The organism is Sphingopyxis sp. DBS4, assembly GCF_024628865.1.
Lineage (GTDB): Bacteria > Pseudomonadota > Alphaproteobacteria > Sphingomonadales > Sphingomonadaceae > Sphingopyxis.
The window spans coordinates 3,248,644-3,268,349 of the sequence record NZ_CP102384.1 but is presented as its reverse complement, the minus strand read 5'-3'; the positions used below and the strand labels follow the sequence as shown (position 1 = coordinate 3,268,349).

The 19,706-nt window shown below is 64.9% G+C and carries 21 protein-coding genes; 16 read left to right on the top strand and 5 right to left on the bottom strand.

Annotation, left to right across the window (positions count from 1 at the left end; genetic code table 11):
- The first annotated feature begins 105 nt into the window (after positions 1-105).
- From NP825_RS15650 to NP825_RS15640, 3 genes are read left to right on the top strand one after another with little or no spacing between them, the layout of a single operon-like run.
- Complete coding sequence (locus NP825_RS15650; RefSeq protein ID WP_037557686.1) at positions 106-1,851, top strand: DUF3363 domain-containing protein; 1,746 nt, start codon at positions 106-108, stop codon at positions 1,849-1,851.
- A gap of 26 nt (positions 1,852-1,877) precedes the next feature.
- Entirely contained in the window at positions 1,878-3,890 is a 2,013-nt protein-coding gene (locus tag NP825_RS15645; protein WP_037557577.1) for a conjugal transfer protein TraG, read from the top strand.
- Positions 3,887-4,324 (top strand): hypothetical protein, encoded by a 438-nt coding sequence (locus tag NP825_RS15640; RefSeq protein ID WP_037557578.1) that lies wholly within the window; start codon positions 3,887-3,889, stop codon positions 4,322-4,324. The genes NP825_RS15645 and NP825_RS15640 overlap by 4 nt, the downstream gene beginning before the upstream one ends.
- Here NP825_RS15640 and NP825_RS15635 read toward each other — a convergent pair.
- The 4 genes from NP825_RS15635 to NP825_RS15620 all read right to left on the bottom strand — a co-directional run bounded on the left by NP825_RS15635 (position 4,300) and on the right by NP825_RS15620 (position 6,660).
- Positions 4,300-5,100, bottom strand: coding sequence for a JAB domain-containing protein (locus NP825_RS15635; protein ID WP_197412336.1), 801 nt, complete (start codon positions 5,098-5,100; stop codon positions 4,300-4,302). The two genes, NP825_RS15640 and NP825_RS15635, sit on opposite strands and share 25 nt — an antisense overlap.
- Positions 5,101-5,237: 137 nt before the next feature.
- Positions 5,238-5,711: a hypothetical protein gene (locus NP825_RS15630; protein WP_037557579.1), complete on the bottom strand. Its 474-nt coding sequence runs from the start codon at positions 5,709-5,711 to the stop codon at positions 5,238-5,240.
- Between the two features lie 41 nt (positions 5,712-5,752).
- On the bottom strand, positions 5,753-6,085 hold the full coding sequence (locus NP825_RS15625) for a hypothetical protein (protein WP_037557580.1): 333 nt from the start codon (positions 6,083-6,085) through the stop codon (positions 5,753-5,755).
- 59 nt (positions 6,086-6,144) lie between these two features.
- Positions 6,145-6,660, bottom strand: coding sequence for a helix-turn-helix transcriptional regulator (locus NP825_RS15620; protein ID WP_081933239.1), 516 nt, complete (start codon positions 6,658-6,660; stop codon positions 6,145-6,147).
- 208 nt (positions 6,661-6,868) lie between these two features.
- Here NP825_RS15620 and trbB point away from each other — a divergent pair, with 208 nt between their 5' ends.
- From trbB to NP825_RS15565, 11 genes are read left to right on the top strand one after another with little or no spacing between them, the layout of a single operon-like run.
- Complete coding sequence (gene trbB, locus NP825_RS15615) at positions 6,869-7,852, top strand: P-type conjugative transfer ATPase TrbB (RefSeq protein ID WP_037557689.1); 984 nt, start codon at positions 6,869-6,871, stop codon at positions 7,850-7,852.
- Positions 7,849-8,181, top strand: a complete 333-nt coding sequence (locus tag NP825_RS15610) for a TrbC/VirB2 family protein (protein ID WP_037557582.1) — start codon at positions 7,849-7,851, stop codon at positions 8,179-8,181. Before trbB ends, NP825_RS15610 begins: the two co-directional genes overlap by 4 nt.
- Positions 8,181-8,450: a VirB3 family type IV secretion system protein gene (locus NP825_RS15605; RefSeq protein ID WP_037557583.1), complete on the top strand. Its 270-nt coding sequence runs from the start codon at positions 8,181-8,183 to the stop codon at positions 8,448-8,450. Before NP825_RS15610 ends, NP825_RS15605 begins: the two co-directional genes overlap by 1 nt.
- Positions 8,447-10,900, top strand: a complete 2,454-nt coding sequence (gene trbE / locus NP825_RS15600; protein ID WP_037557584.1) for a conjugal transfer protein TrbE — start codon at positions 8,447-8,449, stop codon at positions 10,898-10,900. Before NP825_RS15605 ends, trbE begins: the two co-directional genes overlap by 4 nt.
- Positions 10,897-11,613 carry a P-type conjugative transfer protein TrbJ gene (gene trbJ, locus NP825_RS15595; protein ID WP_037557585.1) on the top strand — a complete coding sequence of 239 codons (717 nt, stop codon included), beginning with the start codon at positions 10,897-10,899 and terminating at the stop codon, positions 11,611-11,613. Before trbE ends, trbJ begins: the two co-directional genes overlap by 4 nt.
- A 1-nt stretch (position 11,614) precedes the next feature.
- Entirely contained in the window at positions 11,615-11,857 is a 243-nt protein-coding gene (gene trbK-alt / locus NP825_RS15590; RefSeq protein ID WP_037557586.1) for a putative entry exclusion protein TrbK-alt, read from the top strand.
- A 4-nt stretch (positions 11,858-11,861) separates the two neighbouring features.
- The gene (gene trbL, locus NP825_RS15585) at positions 11,862-13,142 is read left to right on the top strand and encodes a P-type conjugative transfer protein TrbL (RefSeq protein ID WP_037557587.1); all 1,281 of its coding nucleotides are present in this window, start codon (positions 11,862-11,864) and stop codon (positions 13,140-13,142) included.
- Positions 13,143-13,146: 4 nt separating this feature from the next.
- Entirely contained in the window at positions 13,147-13,830 is a 684-nt protein-coding gene (gene trbF, locus NP825_RS15580; RefSeq protein WP_037557588.1) for a conjugal transfer protein TrbF, read from the top strand.
- 35 nt (positions 13,831-13,865) lie between these two features.
- A complete protein-coding gene (gene trbG, locus NP825_RS15575) occupies positions 13,866-14,681 on the top strand; it encodes a P-type conjugative transfer protein TrbG (RefSeq protein ID WP_327523827.1) in 816 nt (271 codons plus the stop codon).
- Positions 14,678-15,910 carry a TrbI/VirB10 family protein gene (locus NP825_RS15570; protein ID WP_374046498.1) on the top strand — a complete coding sequence of 411 codons (1,233 nt, stop codon included), beginning with the start codon at positions 14,678-14,680 and terminating at the stop codon, positions 15,908-15,910. The genes trbG and NP825_RS15570 overlap by 4 nt, the downstream gene beginning before the upstream one ends.
- A gap of 38 nt (positions 15,911-15,948) precedes the next feature.
- Positions 15,949-16,128 (top strand): DUF2274 domain-containing protein, encoded by a 180-nt coding sequence (locus tag NP825_RS15565; RefSeq protein WP_306997218.1) that lies wholly within the window; start codon positions 15,949-15,951, stop codon positions 16,126-16,128.
- A gap of 356 nt (positions 16,129-16,484) precedes the next feature.
- Here NP825_RS15565 and NP825_RS15560 read toward each other — a convergent pair whose 3' ends face one another.
- Positions 16,485-17,297, bottom strand: a complete 813-nt coding sequence (locus NP825_RS15560; RefSeq protein ID WP_037557590.1) for an alpha/beta hydrolase — start codon at positions 17,295-17,297, stop codon at positions 16,485-16,487.
- A 930-nt stretch (positions 17,298-18,227) separates the two neighbouring features.
- On the opposite strand from NP825_RS15560, the gene NP825_RS15555 reads away from it, so the two are divergent.
- Together NP825_RS15555 and NP825_RS15550 are read left to right on the top strand one after the other, a co-directional pair.
- The gene (locus NP825_RS15555; RefSeq protein ID WP_161786577.1) at positions 18,228-19,262 is read left to right on the top strand and encodes a VacJ family lipoprotein; all 1,035 of its coding nucleotides are present in this window, start codon (positions 18,228-18,230) and stop codon (positions 19,260-19,262) included.
- A gap of 191 nt (positions 19,263-19,453) precedes the next feature.
- On the top strand, positions 19,454-19,687 hold the full coding sequence (locus tag NP825_RS15550; protein WP_152567707.1) for a hypothetical protein: 234 nt from the start codon (positions 19,454-19,456) through the stop codon (positions 19,685-19,687).
- Positions 19,688-19,706 lie beyond the last annotated feature (19 nt).

Sequence of the window (19,706 nt, the reverse complement as noted above, 5' to 3'; positions counted from 1 at the left end):
TGGTCGGTTTTCTGCGGGTTTGCGCGTATGGCTCTGCCGAAATCTGCCATATCATCGCGTTGAACGCGCCGTTTTCTCCCAACTTTTCGTATGGCACCGCCCCCGATGCGCGGTGACGACCATGATTTCCGCATCAGGCCGGGACGGAGCCGCGATCGCGGGGCAGGGTCGGCAGGCAAGGGCAAGCGGCTCGCTACGCAGGTGCGCAAAGCAGCCTCGCGGTCGGGCTACACCCGCTCGCGGCCTGGCCGCGGCGCTGGCGGCGGGACCGGCACGCATGGACGGGGCCGGCGGGCCATGGCGGCGATGCGCCGTCAGCCTGGCGCCCGGCGCGTCACGGTCATGGCGCGCGTCGTCCGCCACCAAGGCGCGCGGTTTCGCGCCGCGCCGCTGGCGCGTCATATCTCCTATCTCGAGCGGGAAGGCGTGACCCGTGACGGCCGCGACGCGAGCATGTTCGATGCGGGCGGCGACGCCGCCGATCGCGATGCCTTCGCCGCGCGCTGCGAAGACGACCGGCATCACTTCCGGCTGATCGTGAGCCCGGAGGACGCCGCGGATCTCGGCGATCTCCGTTCCTTCACGCGCGATCTCATGACGGACATGGGACGCGATCTCCAGACCCGCCTCGACTGGGTCGCGGTCGATCATTGGAACACCGACAATCCGCATATCCATATCCTCGTGCGCGGCGTCACCGATGATGGCGCCGATCTCGTCATCGACCGCGGCTATATCGCCGCAGGCATTCGCGGACGGGCCGAAGCACTTGCAACGCTCGAACTCGGTCCACGCAGTGAGCTCGACATGCAAAGCGCGCTCGCGCGCGAAGTCGATGCCGATCGCTGGACAAGTCTCGATGCCCGACTGCAGAGGCTCGCCGACGAAGCGGGCGGAGTCATCGATCTGCGCCCCGCAGCGAACGAAGACCGGCATATGCACGGCCTGCTGGTCGGCCGCGCCGCCCGGCTCGAGCAGATGGGTCTCGCCGAGCGGCAGGGCGCCGGCCTTTGGGCGCTCGGGGCCGGCGCCGAGCCGGCGCTGCGCGAGGTCGCGGTGCGCGGCGATATCATCAAGACGATGCACCGCGCGCTGTCGCGCGGCGGGCGCCGCTTCGATCCCGCCGCGCTCGCGCTTCACGACGGCGCGCCCGAGACCGCGATCGTGGGCCGCCTTGTCGAGCGGGGGTTGCATGACGAACTTGCCGGCAGCGCCTATGCGATCGTCGACGGCGCCGACGGGCGAACCCATCACATCCGCTTCAACTACATGGAGATGACCGGTGATGCCAGGCCGGGCTCGATCGTCGAGCTCCGCAGTTGGGAGGATGGCAAGGGGCGCGCGCATATGTCGCTTGCGACGCGCTCGGACCTCCCGCTCGCGTCGCAGGTCACCGCGCCCGGCGCGACCTGGCTCGACCGCCAACTCGTCGCCCGTGAACCGGTCGCGTGCGGGAATGGCTTCGGTCTCGAAATCCGCCAGGCGATGGAGAAGCGGGCGCGCTATCTCGTCGAGCAGGGATTGGCGTCGCGCGCCGGGGACCGGCTGACCCTGTCATCCGGGCTCATCGACAAGCTCGCTTCGCGCGAACTGGAAGCCGCGACCGCATCGATTGCCGAGCGGACCGGCCTTGCCCACAAATCGTCGGCTGCCGGCGACTATGTGAGCGGCGTCTACCGCGAGCGCGTGACGCTCGCATCGGGGCGCTTCGCCATGATCGACGACGGGCTGGGTTTCCAGCTCGTCCCCTGGCGCCCCGCGCTCGACCGCCATCTCGGCCAGCACATCACCGGCACCATGTCCCCCGGCGGCTCGGTCGATTGGGCGCTGGGCCGGGGCATCGGCATCTAGAAAGGCATTTAGAAAGGCATTTTGCAATGAACGACAAGATCCTCTGGGGACAGATTACTGCGGTCGGTTCGATCGTGATCTTCGCGGTCTGGGCAGCAACGCAGTGGACCGCGGGCGCGCTTGGATTTCAGCCGGCGCTCGGCGCGCCCTGGTTCCGCATCGGTGACTATCCGGTCTATCCGCCGCCCGCCTTCTTCTGGTGGTGGTTTGCCTATGATGCCTATGCGCCGCCGATTTTCTACCGCGGCGCCATGATCGCGGCGTCGGGCGGCTTCGCCTCGATCATTGTCGCGATTTCCATGTCGGTGTGGAGGGCCCGTGAGCGGCAGCGCGCCGAGACCTATGGTTCAGCGCGCTGGGCCGAGGCTGGCGATATCCGCCGCGCAGGCATGCTCGACGAGGCTGGGGTCATCTTGGGGCGCTTTGGTCGGAGCTATCTTCGCCATGACGGCGCCGAACATATCCTATGCTTCGCGCCGACACGGTCGGGCAAGGGCGTCGGGCTTGTCGTGCCGACGCTGCTCACCTGGCCGGGCAGCTGCATCGTGCATGACATCAAGGGCGAGAATTGGCAGCTGACGTCGGGGTTCCGGGCCCAGCATGGGCGCGTCCTGCTCTTCGATCCCACCAATATCGCGTCGGCCGCTTACAATCCTCTCCTCGAAGTGCGGCGCGGCGCGTGGGAGGTGCGCGACGTCCAGAATGTCGCCGACGTACTTGTCGATCCGGAAGGCAGCCTCGAGAAGCGCAACCATTGGGAGAAAACGAGCCACTCGCTTCTCGTCGGAGCCATCCTGCATGTTCTTTATGCCGAAGAGGATAAATCGCTCGCAGGCGTCGCGGCCTTCCTCTCCGATCCGCGGCGCGGTATCGCCTCGACCCTGCGCATCATGCAGTCGACGGCACATCTCGGCGAGAAGGGTATCCATCCCGTCGTCGCGGCGGCGGCGCAGGATCTGCTCAACAAGTCGGCCAATGAGCGGTCGGGCGTCCTTTCGACCGCCATGTCCTTTCTAGGGCTTTACCGCGACCCCGTCATCGCTGCGGTGACGCGGCGGTCGGACTGGCGCATCGCCGACCTTGTGGCGGGGGAGACGGCGACCTCGCTCTATCTCGTCGTGCCGCCCGGCGACATCAGCCGCACCAAGCCGCTCATTCGTCTGATCCTCAATCAGATCGGGCGGCGGCTCACCGAGGAACTTAATCCGCGTGCGCGGTCGCAGCGCCTTCTTCTCATGCTCGATGAATTTCCGGCGCTGGGGCGGCTCGATTTCTTCGAGAGCGCGCTCGCCTTCATGGCCGGCTATGGGATCAAGGCGTTTCTGATCGCCCAGTCCTTGAATCAGATCGAGAAGGCTTACGGCCAGAACAACGCCATCCTCGACAATTGTCACGTCCGAGTCAGCTTCGCGACAAACGACGAGCGGACGGCCAAGCGGATCTCGGACGCGCTCGGCACCGCCACCGAAATGCGCGCAATGAAAAATTATGCCGGGCACCGGCTATCGCCCTGGCTTGGCCATCTGATGGTCTCGCGGACCGAGACGGCCCGCGCCTTGCTGACGCCCGGCGAGGTCATGCAACTGCCGCCCGATCAGGAAATCGTCATGGTCGCCGGCGTCGCGCCGATCCGGGCGAGCAAGGCCAAATACTATGCCGACCCCCGATTGATGGCGCGGATCCTGCCGCCGCCCGCGCCGCCGCAAGTCGGCGAAAGCCGTCCCGACGACTGGAGCGCGTTGGAACGACCGAAAGACCTGTCCGGCGGGAAGGTCGAGATCGCAGTTCATGATGAGATCCCCGATGCGAGCGACGGCGAGGAGGACGATAGCGACGCCAACAGCGGTATCCGGCAGGAGCCGGCGATGGCCGACCATGAGAATATCGTATCTGAGGCTCGCCCGGATGTCAGCGAGTTCGATTTCGCAACCGAGGAACGAGAGGATGACCCCGTCCGCGAGCGCAAGGCGATCGACGGTGCGATGCGCCGCGGCGCCCGCCTGGCGTCGCAGGATCCGGACGACGGGATCGAACTATGAGGAAGTCGTCGGTCAAGCGGACCTTCCGGATCGATAGCGTGCTGGCGCGCCAGCTCGACGAACGCGCGAGCAGCCGCCGCATCACGCGCACCGACATCGTCGAGGCCGCGCTCGCATCTTTGCTCACTCCCGATCATGAGGAGCGACTTGAGGCCGTGCTGACGCGGCGGCTCGATCGGCTGTCGCGGCAACTCGACCGGCTCGAATGGCATGTCGAATTGTCGAACGAAGGCTTCGCGCTGTTCGTCCGCTCCTGGCTGATCAACAATCCCCCGCTCCCTGACGCGGCACTCCGGGCGGCGCAAGTGACTGGCAAGAAACGGTGGGAGGCCTTTGTCGATTCGCTGAGCCGCCGGATGGAGCTCGGGCCGAAGCTTGGTGACGAATTGTCCCGCGACGTGGACGGCGATCATTCGTCGCCCGCCGCGAAATAGGCCAGGAGGCGTTGCGCGAGATCGGGGGCCAGCCGGATGAAATTGCGTCTTCCGTCGTGGCGATCCGGCTCCCGCGCCAACAGTCCCTCGTCGCAAAGGCGCTGCAGCAGCCTGAGGGCCGTCGTTCTCGGAAGGCCCGACGCGATACAAAGCGAGCTGGTCGATACTGATTTCGCCGCTGCCTCATGGATGAAGAGATCGATGAGCATATCCCAAGCCGGTTCGCCGAACAGGCCTTCTGCGCCGACAAGTTGTCGGCGCAGAAGGCGCCGCCGCCATACGCGCTGCGCGTTGGCGAGCGCCAACTCGGCATCGGGTGAGTTCCGCCAATCGGCAATTCTGTCGCGAAGTAGCGTGCCGGGCGAAGACGTCCGACCGGAGGCAGGTCGTCCCCGGAGGATCATCCGATGCCCTCGGAGCGCGACAATGATATGTTCCAGCACCTCGACGTCGAGCGCTTGTCCGATCGTAGCCAGGCGTTCAGTTGCCTCGATATCGCACCGGCTGGGCGCTGGGTCGCCACTAGGATGGTTATGGACGAGAATGATCGCGGCGGCGTCGAGTTCGATCGCTCGCCGAAATATCGTGCGGGGATAGATTGCGAGATGGCCGAGCGTTCCGCGCTGTAATTGTTCATCCGCGATGAGGCGATGCGACGGGTCAAGGAACAGCACGCGCAGCGCCTCATCGGGAAGCGCGCCCATCGATGCCCTGAGATAACGCAGCAATTTGGGATTGTCGGGGTCGATGCCGCGACCGCTCAGCTCTTCGCGCATGGCCTCCAATGTCGCGCACCGTGCGGCGACGAGCATCGCGCCGACCGGGCTGTCCTTGCCGAGCGTTCGCGCCAGCGCTTCGGGGGACTGGGCGAAAAGGCGTGCGAGTGTCCGATGTTCCGCGAGCAGTCGCTCGGCTAGGGACTCGCAATGCTCGGGATCGATGGCCGCGACGAGATCTGCCAGCATGGCTCGTTGGCGCCGCGCGCCAGCCGACGCTGGTGGCGCCAGGTTGCGAGGATGAGGATCGCCGGCACCGGCCAGGACGTCGCCACCTGCATCGCGAGATAGGCTGCCGGATGCAGCGCCACGTCGAGAATCCGGCTCGAGTGCGCAAGGAGCGGGACCATGTGCAAGACGGCGATGCACATGGGCCAGAAGCGATGCGCAAACAGCGCGAGCGTGACGGTGGATGCGGCTCCAAACAGGTCGATCGCGAGATGACCGGTGTCGAGTGAAGCGAAGGTCGGCGGAACGAACAGGTGGAGCAATTGATCCAAGCCCACCATCGTTGCTGCGATCGCCGCCATCGTCCGTTCCGGCCCGCCGCCCTTCCAGGCGGCATAGCCGACAGCAACAGCCAAGAAAGCGAGAAACAAGGCGATGCGCATGCCCTGAAACTTTCACGGCTGTCGCTCCCGGTCAACCGGCGTCAGGCTGCGGCCGCCCGCACGCTCGTTCCCGCCTCCGCGATCGACGGGCATTCATGGAGGTCATAACCCGCCGTCTCGCGCCCGATATCGGCGAGTTCGCCATGAACCCGCAGAATATCGCCGCTGACATCGACCAGCGCCATTTGCGCCTTCATCAATCGGCGGATCGTTGCCTGCCCTCTGGTCGCCGGCACCCCGGCGGTGTCGCGCCGCGCGGTGACGACGCTGGTCATCAGCGAAGACACTGCGATGAGTGCATCGTCGATCCTGACTTCGGCGGCGGGTACGTCGCGGATCAGACGGGCTGCCGTGATTGTAAGTGCTTGGGACATGACTTCTCCTCTGCCGGAAGCATCGCTCCGGCCTATTGGTGACAGACAGGATGAAAGGATCAGCCGGAAATCAGACGGGTGAGCGTTTCACCGATCGTCACCCCCGCCAGCGTCAGCAGGATCAATCCGGCGAACATCGCCGCCATGATCCAGACTTTGCTCGAACGCGCGTGATCGCGCCTCCAGAGACCCTTGAACGGCGGGTCGACCGCATTGGGATGCTTGGCGAGCGATGCATGATCGTTCAGCGCCAATGCGGCCGGCTCTCCGTCCGGGAAATCGGATGGCATCAGTCTGGCCTGCGGCGGTAGTATGATCGGATCCCATGGTATTCGGTCATAGGTCCGTTTGAGACGCGCATAGCGGACGGCCGCCTCGGCTCTACTGTCCGCTCCCAGAATATCGCGCGCGGTCGTGAGCCTGAGATCGACGGCCTGTTTCGAGATGTCGAGCCGCCGCGCAATCTGCTTTGAGGTCTGATGCTCAAGCACAAGATCGAGACAAGCGCGCTGCTTGTCCGTGAGCCGCGCCCAGCACAATTCATCCTCTGACGGCTGCGACACCGAATCAGTCATTGTTACACTGTTGTCAAAATCGGGCGTTTCACAAGTTCCACCATGATTTTTATCCGTTCCGATGCGGATCGACCTACGCCACGGCCTGTCTTTCTACGAGACGGTACGACGGCGCGAAAACCTTGTTGAATTTGGGTTTTCTCTGCGTCTCTTACTCATCCCCGTCGAGCCGGGCATCATCGCCAAGGCTCATGAAACGGGGTTCCCGATGGGCGCAGAACCAATCCGGCTGGAGGCACGTCACCGCAGCGCGCGCATGCTGCGCACCGCGATGGGCGGTGCGATCGCGGATTGGCTCGCCGACCGCGAGGTCATCGAAATCATGCTCAATCCCGACGGTCGGCTGTGGGTCGACCGCCTCGGCCAAGGGATCGAGGACAGCGGTGAAACACTGAGCGCCGCCGATGGCGAGCGCATCATTCGTCTCGTCGCGCATCATGTCGGCGCCGAAGTGCATGGCAGCGCGCCGCGCGTATCGGCCGAGCTGCCCGAAGGAGGCGAGCGTTTCGAGGGATTGTTGCCGCCGGTCGTTGCCGCGCCGACCTTTGCGATCCGCAAACCGGCAATCGCGGTCTTCACGCTCGGCGATTATGTGAACTCGGGCATCATGTCGGCGGATGCTGCGGACATACTTCGCTGCGGCGTGCGTGACCGGCTCAACATCCTCGTTGCGGGCGGCACCGGGACCGGCAAGACGACGCTGACCAACGCGTTGCTCGCCGAGATTGCGGGCAGCCGCGACCGGATCGTGTTGATCGAGGACACGCGCGAACTGCAGTGCGCGGCGCCCAATCTCGTCGCGATGCGCACCAAGGACGGTGTCGCATCGCTGTCCGATCTCGTCCGCTCCTCGCTGCGCCTCCGGCCCGACCGCATTCCGATCGGCGAGGTGCGCGGCGCCGAAGCGCTGGATCTCCTGAAAGCATGGGGCACAGGTCATCCCGGCGGTGTCGGAACAATCCATGCCGGGAGTGCGCTTGGCGCGCTGCGCCGTATGGAGCAGCTCATCCAGGAAGCCGTGATCACCGTCCCGCGCGCTCTTCTCGCCGAGACGATCAATCTGGTCGCCGTGCTCGTCCGCGACGGAACGGGCCGGCGCCTCGCCGAACTCGCCCGCATCGACGGGTTCGACCGGCTGAACCTCGAATATCGGCTGACCCCGCTCATCACCCCTGAAGGAGAAAATCGATGATCCATGCTCTTCGGCATGGCGCACGGCGCGCCATGCTCTGTTCGACCGCGATGTTCGTTGCGCTTGCGGTATCCGCGCCGGCCTATGCCGGCGGCTCGTCGATGCCGTGGGAAGCGCCGCTGCAGTCGATCCTCGAGAGCATCGAGGGTCCGGTCGCAAAGATCGTCGCGGTGATCATCATCATCGTGACCGGTCTCAGCCTCGCCTTCGGCGACACGTCGGGTGGGTTCCGCCGGCTGGTCCAGATCGTGTTCGGCCTGTCGATCGCCTTCGCTGCATCGAGCTTCTTCCTGTCCTTTTTCTCCTTCGGCGGCGGAGCGCTCGTGTGATGAGCCGGGAAGGGGAAGTGCCGGGCTTCTTTGCTCCGGTTCACCGGGCGCTCGCCGAGCCGATCCTCCTCGGCGGGGCGCCGCGCAGCCTCGCGATCGTCAACGGCACGCTCGCGGGCGCCGTCGGTCTCGGCCTCCGGCTCTGGATCGTCGGCGTCGCGATATGGGCGGTCGGCCACACCCTCTCGGTCTGGGCCGCCCGCCGCGACCCGCAGTTCGTCGACGTCGCCCGGCGTCACCTCAAATATCCCGTCTGGATGCGCTCATGATGAATCTCTCCGAATATCGCACGAAATCCGCCCGCCTCGCCGATTTTCTCCCTTGGGTCTGCCTGGTGGCGGAGGGCGTGGTGCTGAACAAGGACGGCGCGTTCCAGCGCACGGCGCGCTTCCGCGGCCCCGACCTCGACAGCGCCACGCCCGCCGAACTCGTGGCGGTCACCGCGCGCCTCAACAGCGCGCTGCGGCGCCTCGGGTCGGGCTGGGCAGTCTTCGTCGAAGCCCAGCGTGTGCCCGCGGTGACCTATCCGGTGTCCGAGTTCCCCGATGCGGTGTCCGAGCTGGTCGATGTCGAACGCCGCGAGCAGTTCCGCGAGGAAGGCGCCCATTTCGAGAGCTTCTATTATCTGACCCTCTTGTGGATGCCGCCGGCAGAGGAAGCGGCGCGCGCCGAGTACTGGCTCTATGAGGGCCGCTCGAAGACCGGCGTCGACCCCAAGGAATTGCTGAAAAGCTTCGTCGATCGCACGGGGCGCATGCTCCATCTCGTCGAGGGCTTCATGCCCGAGGCCGAATGGCTGGATGACGGCGAGACATTAACCTACCTCCACAGCTGTGTCTCGACCAAGGTCCAGCACGTCCGGGTGCCCGAGACGCCTGCCTATCTCGACGCGCTGCTCGCCGACGAAGCGCTCGTCGGCGGGCTCGAGCCGCGGCTCGGCGATCATCATCTGCGCACCCTCACCATCACCGGCTTCCCGAGCGTCACCTTCCCGGGCCTGCTCGACGAATTGAACCGCCAAGCGTTCGCCTATCGCTGGTCCTCGCGCGCCATCATGCTCGACAAGACCGACGCGACCAAGCTGCTGACCAAGATCCGGCGGCAATGGTTCGCCAAGCGCAAGTCGGTCGCCGCGATCCTCAAGGAGGTGATGACCAACGAGGCCTCTGTCCTGATGGACAGCGATGCCTCGAACAAGGCGGCCGACGCCGACATGGCACTGCAGGAGCTTGGCGCCGACGAGGCGGGCATCGCCTATGTCACCGCGACGATCACCGTCTGGGATCGCGATCCGGCGCTCGCGGCCGAGAAGCTGCGCCTCGTCGAGAAAATCGTTCAGAGCCGCGACTTCACCTGCACGGTGGAAGGCGTCAATGCGCTCGAGGCCTGGTTCGGGAGCCTCCCCGGCCATGTCTATGCCAATGTTCGCCAGCCCCCGATTTCCACCCTTAATCTTGCCCATCTCATTCCCTTGTCGGCGGTGTGGGCGGGGGCGGAACGGGACGAGCATTTCGGTGATGCCCCCTTGCTTTACGGCAAGACCGAAGGCTCGACCCCGTTCCGCTTTTCGCTGCACGTCGGCGACGTCGGTCATTGCCTCGTCGTCGGCCCGACGGGTGCGGGCAAGTCGGTCCTGCTCGCGCTGATGGCGCTCCAGTTCCGCCGCTACGAGGGCAACCAGATATTCGCCTTCGATTATGGCGGTTCGATCCGCGCCGCGGCGATTGCCATGCGCGGCGATTGGCAGGATCTTGGCGGCGCGCTGCACGATGCCGGCAGCGCCGGGTCGGTCGCTCTGCAACCGCTGGCGCGCATCGACGAGGCCGCGGAGCGCGCCTGGGCAGCCGAATGGCTCGCCGCCTTGCTCGCGGGCGAAGGGGTCGACGTCGATCCGGCCGCGAAGGAGCATCTCTGGTCGGCGCTCACGTCGCTCGCGACGGCGCCAATCCGCGAGCGCACGCTGACCGGTCTTGCCGTCCTGCTCCAATCGCAAGAGCTGAAGCTCGCGCTTTCGCCCTATCTCGTGGGCGGTCCCTGGGGACGGCTGCTCGACGCCGAGGCCGAGCATCTTGGCGATGCGCGTGTTCAGGCGCTCGAAACCGAAGGGCTGGTCGGCGCCTCGTCGGCGGCCTCGGTCCTCGCCTATCTGTTCCACCGCATCGAGGGCCGCCTCGACGGCTCACCGACGCTGATCATCATCGACGAAGGCTGGCTCGTGCTCGACAGCCCCGCCTTCGCGGCGCAGCTGCGCGAGTGGCTGAAGACGCTCCGCAAGAAAAATGCGAGCGTGATCTTCGCGACGCAAAGCCTCGCCGATATCGAGGGCTCGCGCATTGCGCCGGCGATCATCGAGAGCTGCCCGACACGCATTTTCCTGCCCAACGAACGCGCCGCCGAGCCTCAGATCGCGCGGGTCTATGAACGCTTCGGGCTCAACGATCGCCAGATCGAGATATTGAGCCGCGCAACGCCGAAGCGCGACTATTATTGCCAGTCGCGACGCGGCAACCGGCTGTTCGAACTCGGCCTCGGCGACATCGCACTCGCTTTCACCGCTGCCTCTTCAAAGACCGACCAGATCAAGATCGGCGAGCTGATCGAGACGCGCGGCCACGCCGATTTTGCCGAATTCTGGCTGCGTCACCGCGGCCTCTATTGGGCCGCCGATCTGCTCGCGAACCTCGAAACCCCCGACCAGCTGAAGGAGTCCTTTTTATGAAGAATGTGAAGAACCGCGTGCTGCTTGCTGCCCTGCTCGCCGGATCGACCTTGATCGCGAGCGGAGTGACTGTTCCCGCCGCGGCGCAGATCGGCGGCATCGTTCACGATCCGCGCAACTATGCGCAGAATATCCTGACCGCCGCGCGCACCCTCGAGCAGATCAACAATCAGATCTCCATGCTGCAAAACCAGGCGACGTCGCTGGCGAACGAGGCGCGCAATCTGACCAGCCTGCCCGTCTCGACGCTGAAGGAATTGCAAGGCCAGGTCGATCGCACCCGCCAATTGCTGAGTGAAGCGCAGCGCGTCGCTTATGACGTCGGCGATATCCAGACCGCTTTCGATGCCCGCTACAAGGGCGCAGCCTTGTCGGGGCCGCAGGCCGCGATGGTCGCCAACGCCGAGGCGCGTTGGAACGACAGCGTCGGCGCGTTCCAGGATGCGATGAAGGTGCAGGCCGGCGTCGTCACCAACATCGGCGGCACGCGCCAGTCGATCGGAACCCTCGTCTCGGCGAGCCAGTCGGCGACCGGCGCCTTGCAGGCGGCGCAGGCGGGCAACCAGATCCTCGCCGTCCAGTCGCAGCAGATCTCCGACCTCACCGCCGCTCTCGCCGCGCAGGGCCGGGCGCAGATGCTCGACGCGGCGCGCAGCGCCGCCGCCGAGGCCGAAGGCCGCGAGCGCTTCCGCCGCTTCCGCAAAGGCAATTGAGATGGGCCGGGCGGCGAAGATAGCGGCGGTCGCGGTGCTGGGCGGCCTGCTCATCACGCTGGCAATTCTGCATGCGTCATCGCCGCCTACGCCTCGTGCGCCCGCCCCCCCGATCTCCGCGGCGGGCGCACACCCGGCAGCCGCCGACGTGGCCGAGCGCTGCCGCACGGTCACGGTCGCCGATGCGGACTGTGAAGCGGCCTGGGACGCCAGGCGCCGCCATTTCTTTGGACAGAAGGACTAGCCCGATGGAAGACACCGGCGTTATCGACCAGTTTCTGGCGGTCTTCTCGACTTATATCGACAGCGGCTTCGGGCTGCTCGGGGGCGAAGTCGGCTTTCTCTCCTCGACCCTCATCGTCATCGACGTGACGATTGCCGCGCTGTTCTGGGCGTGGGGCACCGACGAGGACATCATCCAGCGGCTCGTCAAGAAGACGCTCTATATCGGCGTCTTCGCCTTCATCATCGGCAACTTCCAGGCGCTGGCCGTCATCATGCTCGAAAGCTTCGCTGGCCTCGGCCTTAAGGCGAGCGGCGGCGCCATGGCGATCGGCGACTTCATGCGTCCCGGCGTCGTCGCCGCGACCGGCATCGATGCGGCGCAGCCCCTGCTCGATGCGTCGGCGGACCTCGTCGGCCCGGTCGGTCTCTTCACCAACTTCGTGCAGATCATGATCCTGCTGATCGCCTGGGTGATCGTCGTCCTCGCCTTCTTCATTCTCGCGGTGCAGGTCTTCGTTACCATCTTGGAATTCAAGCTGGTGACGCTCGCGGGCTTCGTGTTGCTGCCGTTCGCCTTCTTCGGCCGCACCGCCTTCATGGCCGAACGCGTGCTTGGCCACATCATATCTTCGGGCATCAAGGTGCTCGTCCTCGCGGTGATCACCGGCATCGGGGTGACCCTGTTCGACCGCTTCATGCAAGCCGGCCTCGGTCCGGAGCCTGACATCGAACAGGTCATGGCGATCGCGCTCGGCGCACTGACGCTGCTCGGCCTCGGCATCTTCGGTCCCTCGATCGCCAACGGGATCGTCGCCGGCGGTCCGCAACTCGGAGCAGGGGCCGCCGCCGGCACCGCAGTCGCCGCAGGCGCAACGCTTGCCGCCGGGGCGGCTGGCGCGACCCTGGCCACCGGCGCGGCTGCAGCGGCGGCGCGCGGCACAGCTGCTGCCGGTGCCCGCGGAGCGGGGAGCGCGTCGACAGCTTATGCGGCGGGCGCGGCCGGGAAGAGCGGAGCGAAGGCCATCGGCGGGGGACTTGCGAATGTGGCACGTACGGCAGCCAGCGGCGCAGCTTCACCTGTTCGCAGCATGGCCGAACGGGTTCGCGCGAATTTCGCGTCGGGCCGCGACGGTCCCACCGATAGCGCGGCGCCAGCGCAAGCTGCCAGCGCGCCTCCGGCCTGGGCGGCGGCGATGCGGCGGCGCCAGACCATGACGCATGGCGCGACCATCGGCGCGCAGACGCTCAAGAGCGGCGACAGCCACGGGGCCGGCTCGGCGCCGAACATCAGCGAAAAGGACTGATCCCATGTTCAAAAGACCCACCAATCATTATGGCCGCGCGCCCGAGCCGGTCACGCCCTACCAGCGCGCCGCGCAAGTGTGGGACGATCGGATCGGTTCTGCGCGGGTCCAGGCCAAGAACTGGCGGCTCGCCTTCTTCGGCGCGCTGATCATCTCCGGTGGTCTTGCCGGCGGCCTGGTCTGGCAGTCCGCCCGCGGGACGATCACGCCCTGGGTCGTCGAGGTCGACAAGCTGGGTGAAGCGCGCGCGGTCGCGCCGGCCGACGGCGATTATCAACCGACCGATCCGCAGGTCGCGTTCCATCTCGCGCGCTTCATCGAACATGTTCGCAGCATTCCCGCCGATCCGGTCGTGCTGCGGGCCGACTGGCTCAGCGCTTATGACTTTACCACCGCGACCGGAGCGCAGGCGCTCAATGACTATGCCCGCACCAACGATCCCTTTGCCGAGGTCGGCAAGGCCCAGGTCGCGGTCGATGTGTCGAGCGTCATTCGGGCTTCGAAAGACAGCTTCCGCATCGCCTGGAGCGAGCGCCGATATCAGGACGGCAGCCTAGTCGAGCGTTCGCGCTGGTCGGCGATCGTGACCGTCGCGATCCGGCCGCCACGCACGCCCGACGCGCTTCGCCGCAACCCGATCGGGCTGTTTGTCAATGCTATCAACTGGTCGAAGGAACTCAGCCAATGACGCGATATCCTCTGCTTCCGATCGCACTCGGAGCCATGCTGTCCCTCCTTGCGGCGCCCGCCGCGGCGAGCGAGGCCGCCGATCCCCGCCAGCGCGTCGGCCGCGCCAACGCCGAGGCGCGCGTGCAGCCCGACCGGCAAGGCTATCGGAACGCCATCCAGCAATATGCCTGGTCCGAAGGCGCGCTCTTTCAGGTCTATGCTGCGCCAGGGCAGGTCACCGATATCGTCCTTCAGGAAGGCGAACAGCTCGTCGGCCCGGGGCCGGTCGCCGCGGGCGACACGGTGCGCTGGATCATCGGCGATACGGTCAGCGGGACCGGGGCCCGGCGGCGCGTGCATATTCTGGCGAAACCCACCCGATCCGATATCGCCACGAATCTCATCATCAACACCGACCGGCGCACCTATCATGTCGAGCTGCGCGCGACCGCCGCGGCCTATATGGCATCGGTATCCTGGACCTATCCCGCCGATGAGCTGATCGCCTTGCAGCTTGCCGAGGCCGAGGCGGCGAGGGTGGCGCCCGTTGCCGGGGCGATCGATCTCGCCGCGCTCAACTTCCGCTACCGCATCGCAGGCGACAAGGCCGCGTGGCGGCCGGTGCGCGCCTTCGACGACTCGCGCCAGCTAATCATCGAATTCGGTGAGGATATCGCCACCGGCGATATGCCGCCACTCTTCGTCATCGGCGGCAGCGGCGAGGCAGAGCTTGTCAACTACCGGGTGCAGGGCCGCTACATGATCGTCGACCGCCTTTTCGAGCGCGGCGAACTCCGCTTGGGCGCCGGAAAGCAGGCCCGCGTCGTTCGGATCAAGCGTGAAATGCCGCGCCGCCGGGGGCGGTCGTGACCGGGCCGGCAAGCGAGGCGGTGGCGCCCGCCGACGTGCCGGAAGCGGGCGAGCGCACGGCGCCCGGCCCGGAGGTCGATCCTTTTCGGCTACGCGGCGACACGCCGCGGGTCATGCGGCTTTCGCGCAAGGCGCTCGCGATGATCGGCGCTGCCGGCGGCACCGCGATCGGCGGCGCTCTGCTCTGGGCGCTGCAACCCGTAGCCCCGAAGACCGCCGAGAATCTCTACACGGCCGATGGAGCGAATCGCGCCGAAGTCGTCACCGGTGCGCCCGCCGACTATGGCAAGGTGCCGAAGCTCGGACCGCCGCTACCCGGCGATCTCGGGCGACCGATCGTCTCGGCGCAGCAGAACGGCGAGACGATCCCGGTGCCGCCGATGGGAAATCCGCCCGCCGGCGGGCGCTCACCCGCCGACAAGGCGCGCGATCGGGCGCGGCTGGAGCGCGAGGCCGCCACGGCGAGCCGGATATTCCTTGGAGGAGGGACCTCGGGCGCGCCGGTGGCAGACGCGCAGCGTGGATCGATCGAACCGTCCGCCGCGACCATGTCGGCACCCGAAGGCGGCGCGCGGACTCCGGCGGCGGCGCGGCGCGCCTTTCTCGCGGGCGGCTCCGCCGAACCGTTCGAGAGTGCCGAGCGCCTTCATGCGCCTGCTTCGCCATACATCCTTCAGGCGGGAAGTCTCATTCCGGCCGCGCTGATCACTGGGATCAGGTCCGACCTTCCCGGACAGGTCACGGCGCAGGTGACCCAGAATGTCTACGATAGCCCGACGGGTCGCATTCTCCTCATTCCGCAGGGTGCCCGGCTGATCGGCGACTATGACAGCGAAATATCCGTGGGGCAGGAGCGCGTCTTGCTGGCCTGGAACCGGTTGATCCTGCCCGGTGGCCGATCGATCCGGCTCGATCGTCAGCCCGGCGCCGATGCGCGGGGCATGGCGGGGATTGCCGATCGCACCGACCATCATTGGGGGTCGATGCTGCGCGCGGCGCTCGTCTCTTCGTTGCTCGGCGTCGGAGCCGAACTTGGCTCGGACGGGGATGATGCGCTCGTGCGGGCGCTTCGCGACGGGCCGCAGGATACGGTCAACCAGTCGGGACGGCGGCTCGTCGAGCGTCAGATGAACATCCCGCCAACCCTCACGATCCGCCCCGGCTTCGCTTTGCGGGTCCTTGTCACACGCGATCTGATACTCGAACCGCCGGCGGGTGCGGCCCCATGAGCAAGCTGCGCCTAGGCCCCATCGCCGACGACAAGCCCGTGAAGCTGTCGATCGAATTGACGGGATCCCTCCATCGCGAATTGCTCGTCTATGCCGAGGTGCATGCGAAGGCTAATGGCCTCGCGGCGCCTATGGCGCCGGAAAAGATCGCGGTGCCGATGATCGAGCGCTTTATCGCGACCGATCGTGGATTTGCGACGGAACGGCGGCGGCGCTGAGTGTCTGCGGCGTCATCCTCACGTCGGTCAGGCGTGATCACCCATATGTGTTCGTTCAAACCGCTGGCGGCGGTGCGCCAAAAAAAAGACGCCCGCGCGATCGAAACCGTGCGGGCGTCAGATGAAGATCTCTGTTTCCTGAAAGGAAGAGCTCTTCTGGGTCGCACCGCGCGGATAGCGTCGCGAGCCGACCGATAATTGTACGGCAGCGCCAAAAGATACCCTGGAGCTCAAACCGTTGTCGGCTTTCGGTTAGTTTCAGTCAGAAACCCGGCGATCTCCGATCGGCCAAGACCAGCGATTCCCCTGAGTAGCGAACATTCCGGGGAGAGGGGGTCATTTCTTGCCCTATTTGCTCAAAGAATTCCTGTGTCCTTTAGCCAATCTTCCACGAGCGTCGGCCATCGCTCAACGGGATGACGCAGCGGGCGCATGGCGAAGGCGTGCCCTCCCTTGGCAAAGAGATGGACTTCCGCTGGAACACCTGCCTCGTCCAGCGCTCGCGCATAGACTATGCTATTGCAAATCGGATCGACGGGATCGTCCCAAGCCTGAAGAAGAAATGTTGGCGGGGTCATCTTGGTAACTTTGATACCAGGATCAAGCGAGCCCCCCGATCTGCACAGGTGGCCTGGGAACATTGCGATGGCAAAATCGGGCCGGCTGCTCACTTTGTCTATTTCGTCGACCGGCTCATAAGCAGGTTCGAATATATTGCTGGTCTGCGCGACCAGATACCCTCCGGCTGAGAAGCCTATGACACCGATCTTGCGGGGGTTGATCTTGAGCTCGCTGGCGCGCGAGCGCACCAGGCGTATCGCACGCTGGGCGACCTGCAACGCAAGGAGGTGCTTGGGCGTCACTGCACAATGGCAGTCTTCATCATAATGGTGGCCGCTTTTGGGAACATGGTATTTGACGAGCACGCAAGTGGTGCCTCTTGAAGTCAGCCAGTCGCGAACTTCACTACCTTCCAGATCGATCGCGAGCTTGGAGAATCCTCCGCCGGGAAAAACCAGCATCGCTGTGCCATTGCCTGGTTGTTGGGCGGGAAACACCGTGAGAGTGGGCACAGTGACGTTGAAGGCGCCGGTAACCGGACGTCCGGCGAAGCGTTTCGGATTCGTTGCCGTTTCGCTATACTCTGGAGGAAGTTTGACATCCTCCATGTTCGGCGCCGCTCCAGGCCACGGTGGCGTCTGCTGATGGCCCGCTGGGGTTGCCACACGCCCTCCTCCCTGCCCTCAACGCTTGCCGTCTCGGGCATCTTTGTCGGGCCCTTAGCGTCAGGATCACGCGTCTCGGCCTCGCTGCAGCCAACAACGAAGCCTTGAAAGCACAAAAGGCCTGCTGGAATCACGCTTCGCTGCAATGAAATTCCGAACCGCCCCACATTCCGCATTTTCCTGCTTCCTCACCTCGGATCGCCACCGGAAAAATTTCTCCTGACGACATCCAACCCTTAATTGACCGGGTGACCAAAGGATGATTTCTCGGGCTAGCGTCCAATTTTTTTAGGGACATGCCGTGGGTCGGCGATCAATCTCGCTAAACACGCGCCGCGCCTTTGAAGCCGCAGCGCGGTTGTCTGAACAACCTGAATAGTTCGATCGGGCAAGCACTGCTCGCGTCTCAGGCAGGGTGCGATACTTTCGTCATCGGGTTGCGCAATGTGGTTGGGGGCAAAGCATTGATCCGGAGCATGTTCGGCTCGCTCTTGACGGCGGTACTGTTGCTCGCGCTGAGACCGGGCGCGTCCGCAGAGTTAGTTTTCGAGCCGCTTCCGCCCAGCCCGGAACTAAGCGACCGTCGGCAAAGTGCCTATGCCGGGTCCTCCAGCGAAAATCGTACCTGATAGAACAGGTTGGTCCCATTGCCCGTCCGTACGGACGTTGCTGGGCTAAACGGCAGGCCGAGCTTCTTTATGTTTCCCTACTCATGGGGGAGTATTAAAGCTGGATTGGCCGCATCGTGGGTCAGCTGACATGGGTCGATGGAGGGAGCGTCGTCGGTCGTCGTTTCGGGCCCTTGGCCGAAGCAGGAGTTTGGCAAATGGAATTAATGTTCGCCCCTCTCATGGTGGCGGGATCGCGCGCGCGATGAGCCCTGCAACCGTCGCCGCGCTTCTGTTTCTGTCCGGGGTAGCGCCGCCTCCGACCGACCTCGCATCCGAAAGCCAGACTGAGACCGAGTTGCAGCGGGTAGATGATCCCTCGGCCCCACCCGAGCCGCCGATCGTTGTGCCAGCACTCGGCAACACCCCGCATCCCTCTTTAGCCGCGCCAGCAACCTCCGACGACGAGACTATGGCCGAAATGCCCTCGGCGCCCCATGATATTGTGGTGACGGCCCGTGGCGATGCGCCGCCGGGAGATCCGCTTCAAGCGGTCAATATTGCCTCTTATCGGGCGGTCCAGTCGATCGATGCGGCGCTCGTGGCCCCAGTCGCGATGGGCTATCAAGGTATCGTACCCGAACCTGTTCGCGACGGGCTGGGCAATGCACTGCGTAACCTCAGCGAACCCGTCAATTTTCTGAACTTCCTGTTACAGTTCAAGATCGGCAAGGCTGCCGAGACGCTCGGCCGTTTCGCCGTAAACACGACATTTGGTGTCGGCGGCCTTTTCGATGTCGCGAAGACAATGCCTTTCAATCTGCCTTACCGACGCAACGGCTTTGCCAATACATTGGGTTTCTACGGCGTCGAGCCCGGTCCCTATTTCTATCTTCCGCTTATCGGGTCGACGACATTGCGCGATCTGGCGGGCAACAGCATTGACTTGCTCGTCGTGCCGACCGCGGTCGGCGCGCCTTTCGACCGCACGGCATATGCCGTTCCGACAACTGTGGTCAGGCAACTCAATGACCGCATCGAGGGCGACGCTCAAATCCAGCGCTTGCAACAGGAAAGCCTTGATCCCTATGTCGAGACACGGACCCTCTATCTGGAACTGCGCAAACGCGAAATCGACGCATTGAAAGTTAGGCGCAGCGACCGCAATGGCGAGGCTGGACCTCAAACAGAAATCACGGTCAGCCAGACCGGGCCCTTGTCCGATCCAGAAGGTCTCATCTCCGTCGGCCCCCTTGAACTCGAGACGCCGACCTCGGACGGTTTGCCACCGCGACCTTAACGCCAATGATGCACATTTGGCGGGCGCGCAGAGAAGCCAAAGCGCTTCGAAATTTTGCTCGCACGGAACTCAAGCCGTCAACTGCAATCGCCGCGGTGAATCTCAATAAGCTTCCTCGCTGAAGTTTGGTCTTCCGGTTTCGGACGTGTCGAGACAAATGCCCACAACCGCTATCGGTTCGGCCATCGCGGATGAGTTTTTCGATCATGAACGCGTGCCTCGCGCTGTCTCCGACTGGCGTTCCCGAACTCGCCGATGGTCCCATGTCAAATGCTCGTCGCTTTGCGTGGGAACCGCTGGGCCTTCGCGTGGCAAGATGCGCCGCGCGTCAGATGGGTGTTTTGCTCGCCGAATGGCTCAATTACCGCGCAAACCAGGCTGCCAGATTGGGATCTGGATATCTCTTTTCTGTTCAAAAATTATAGGTTCGCAAGCAAGCTTGGG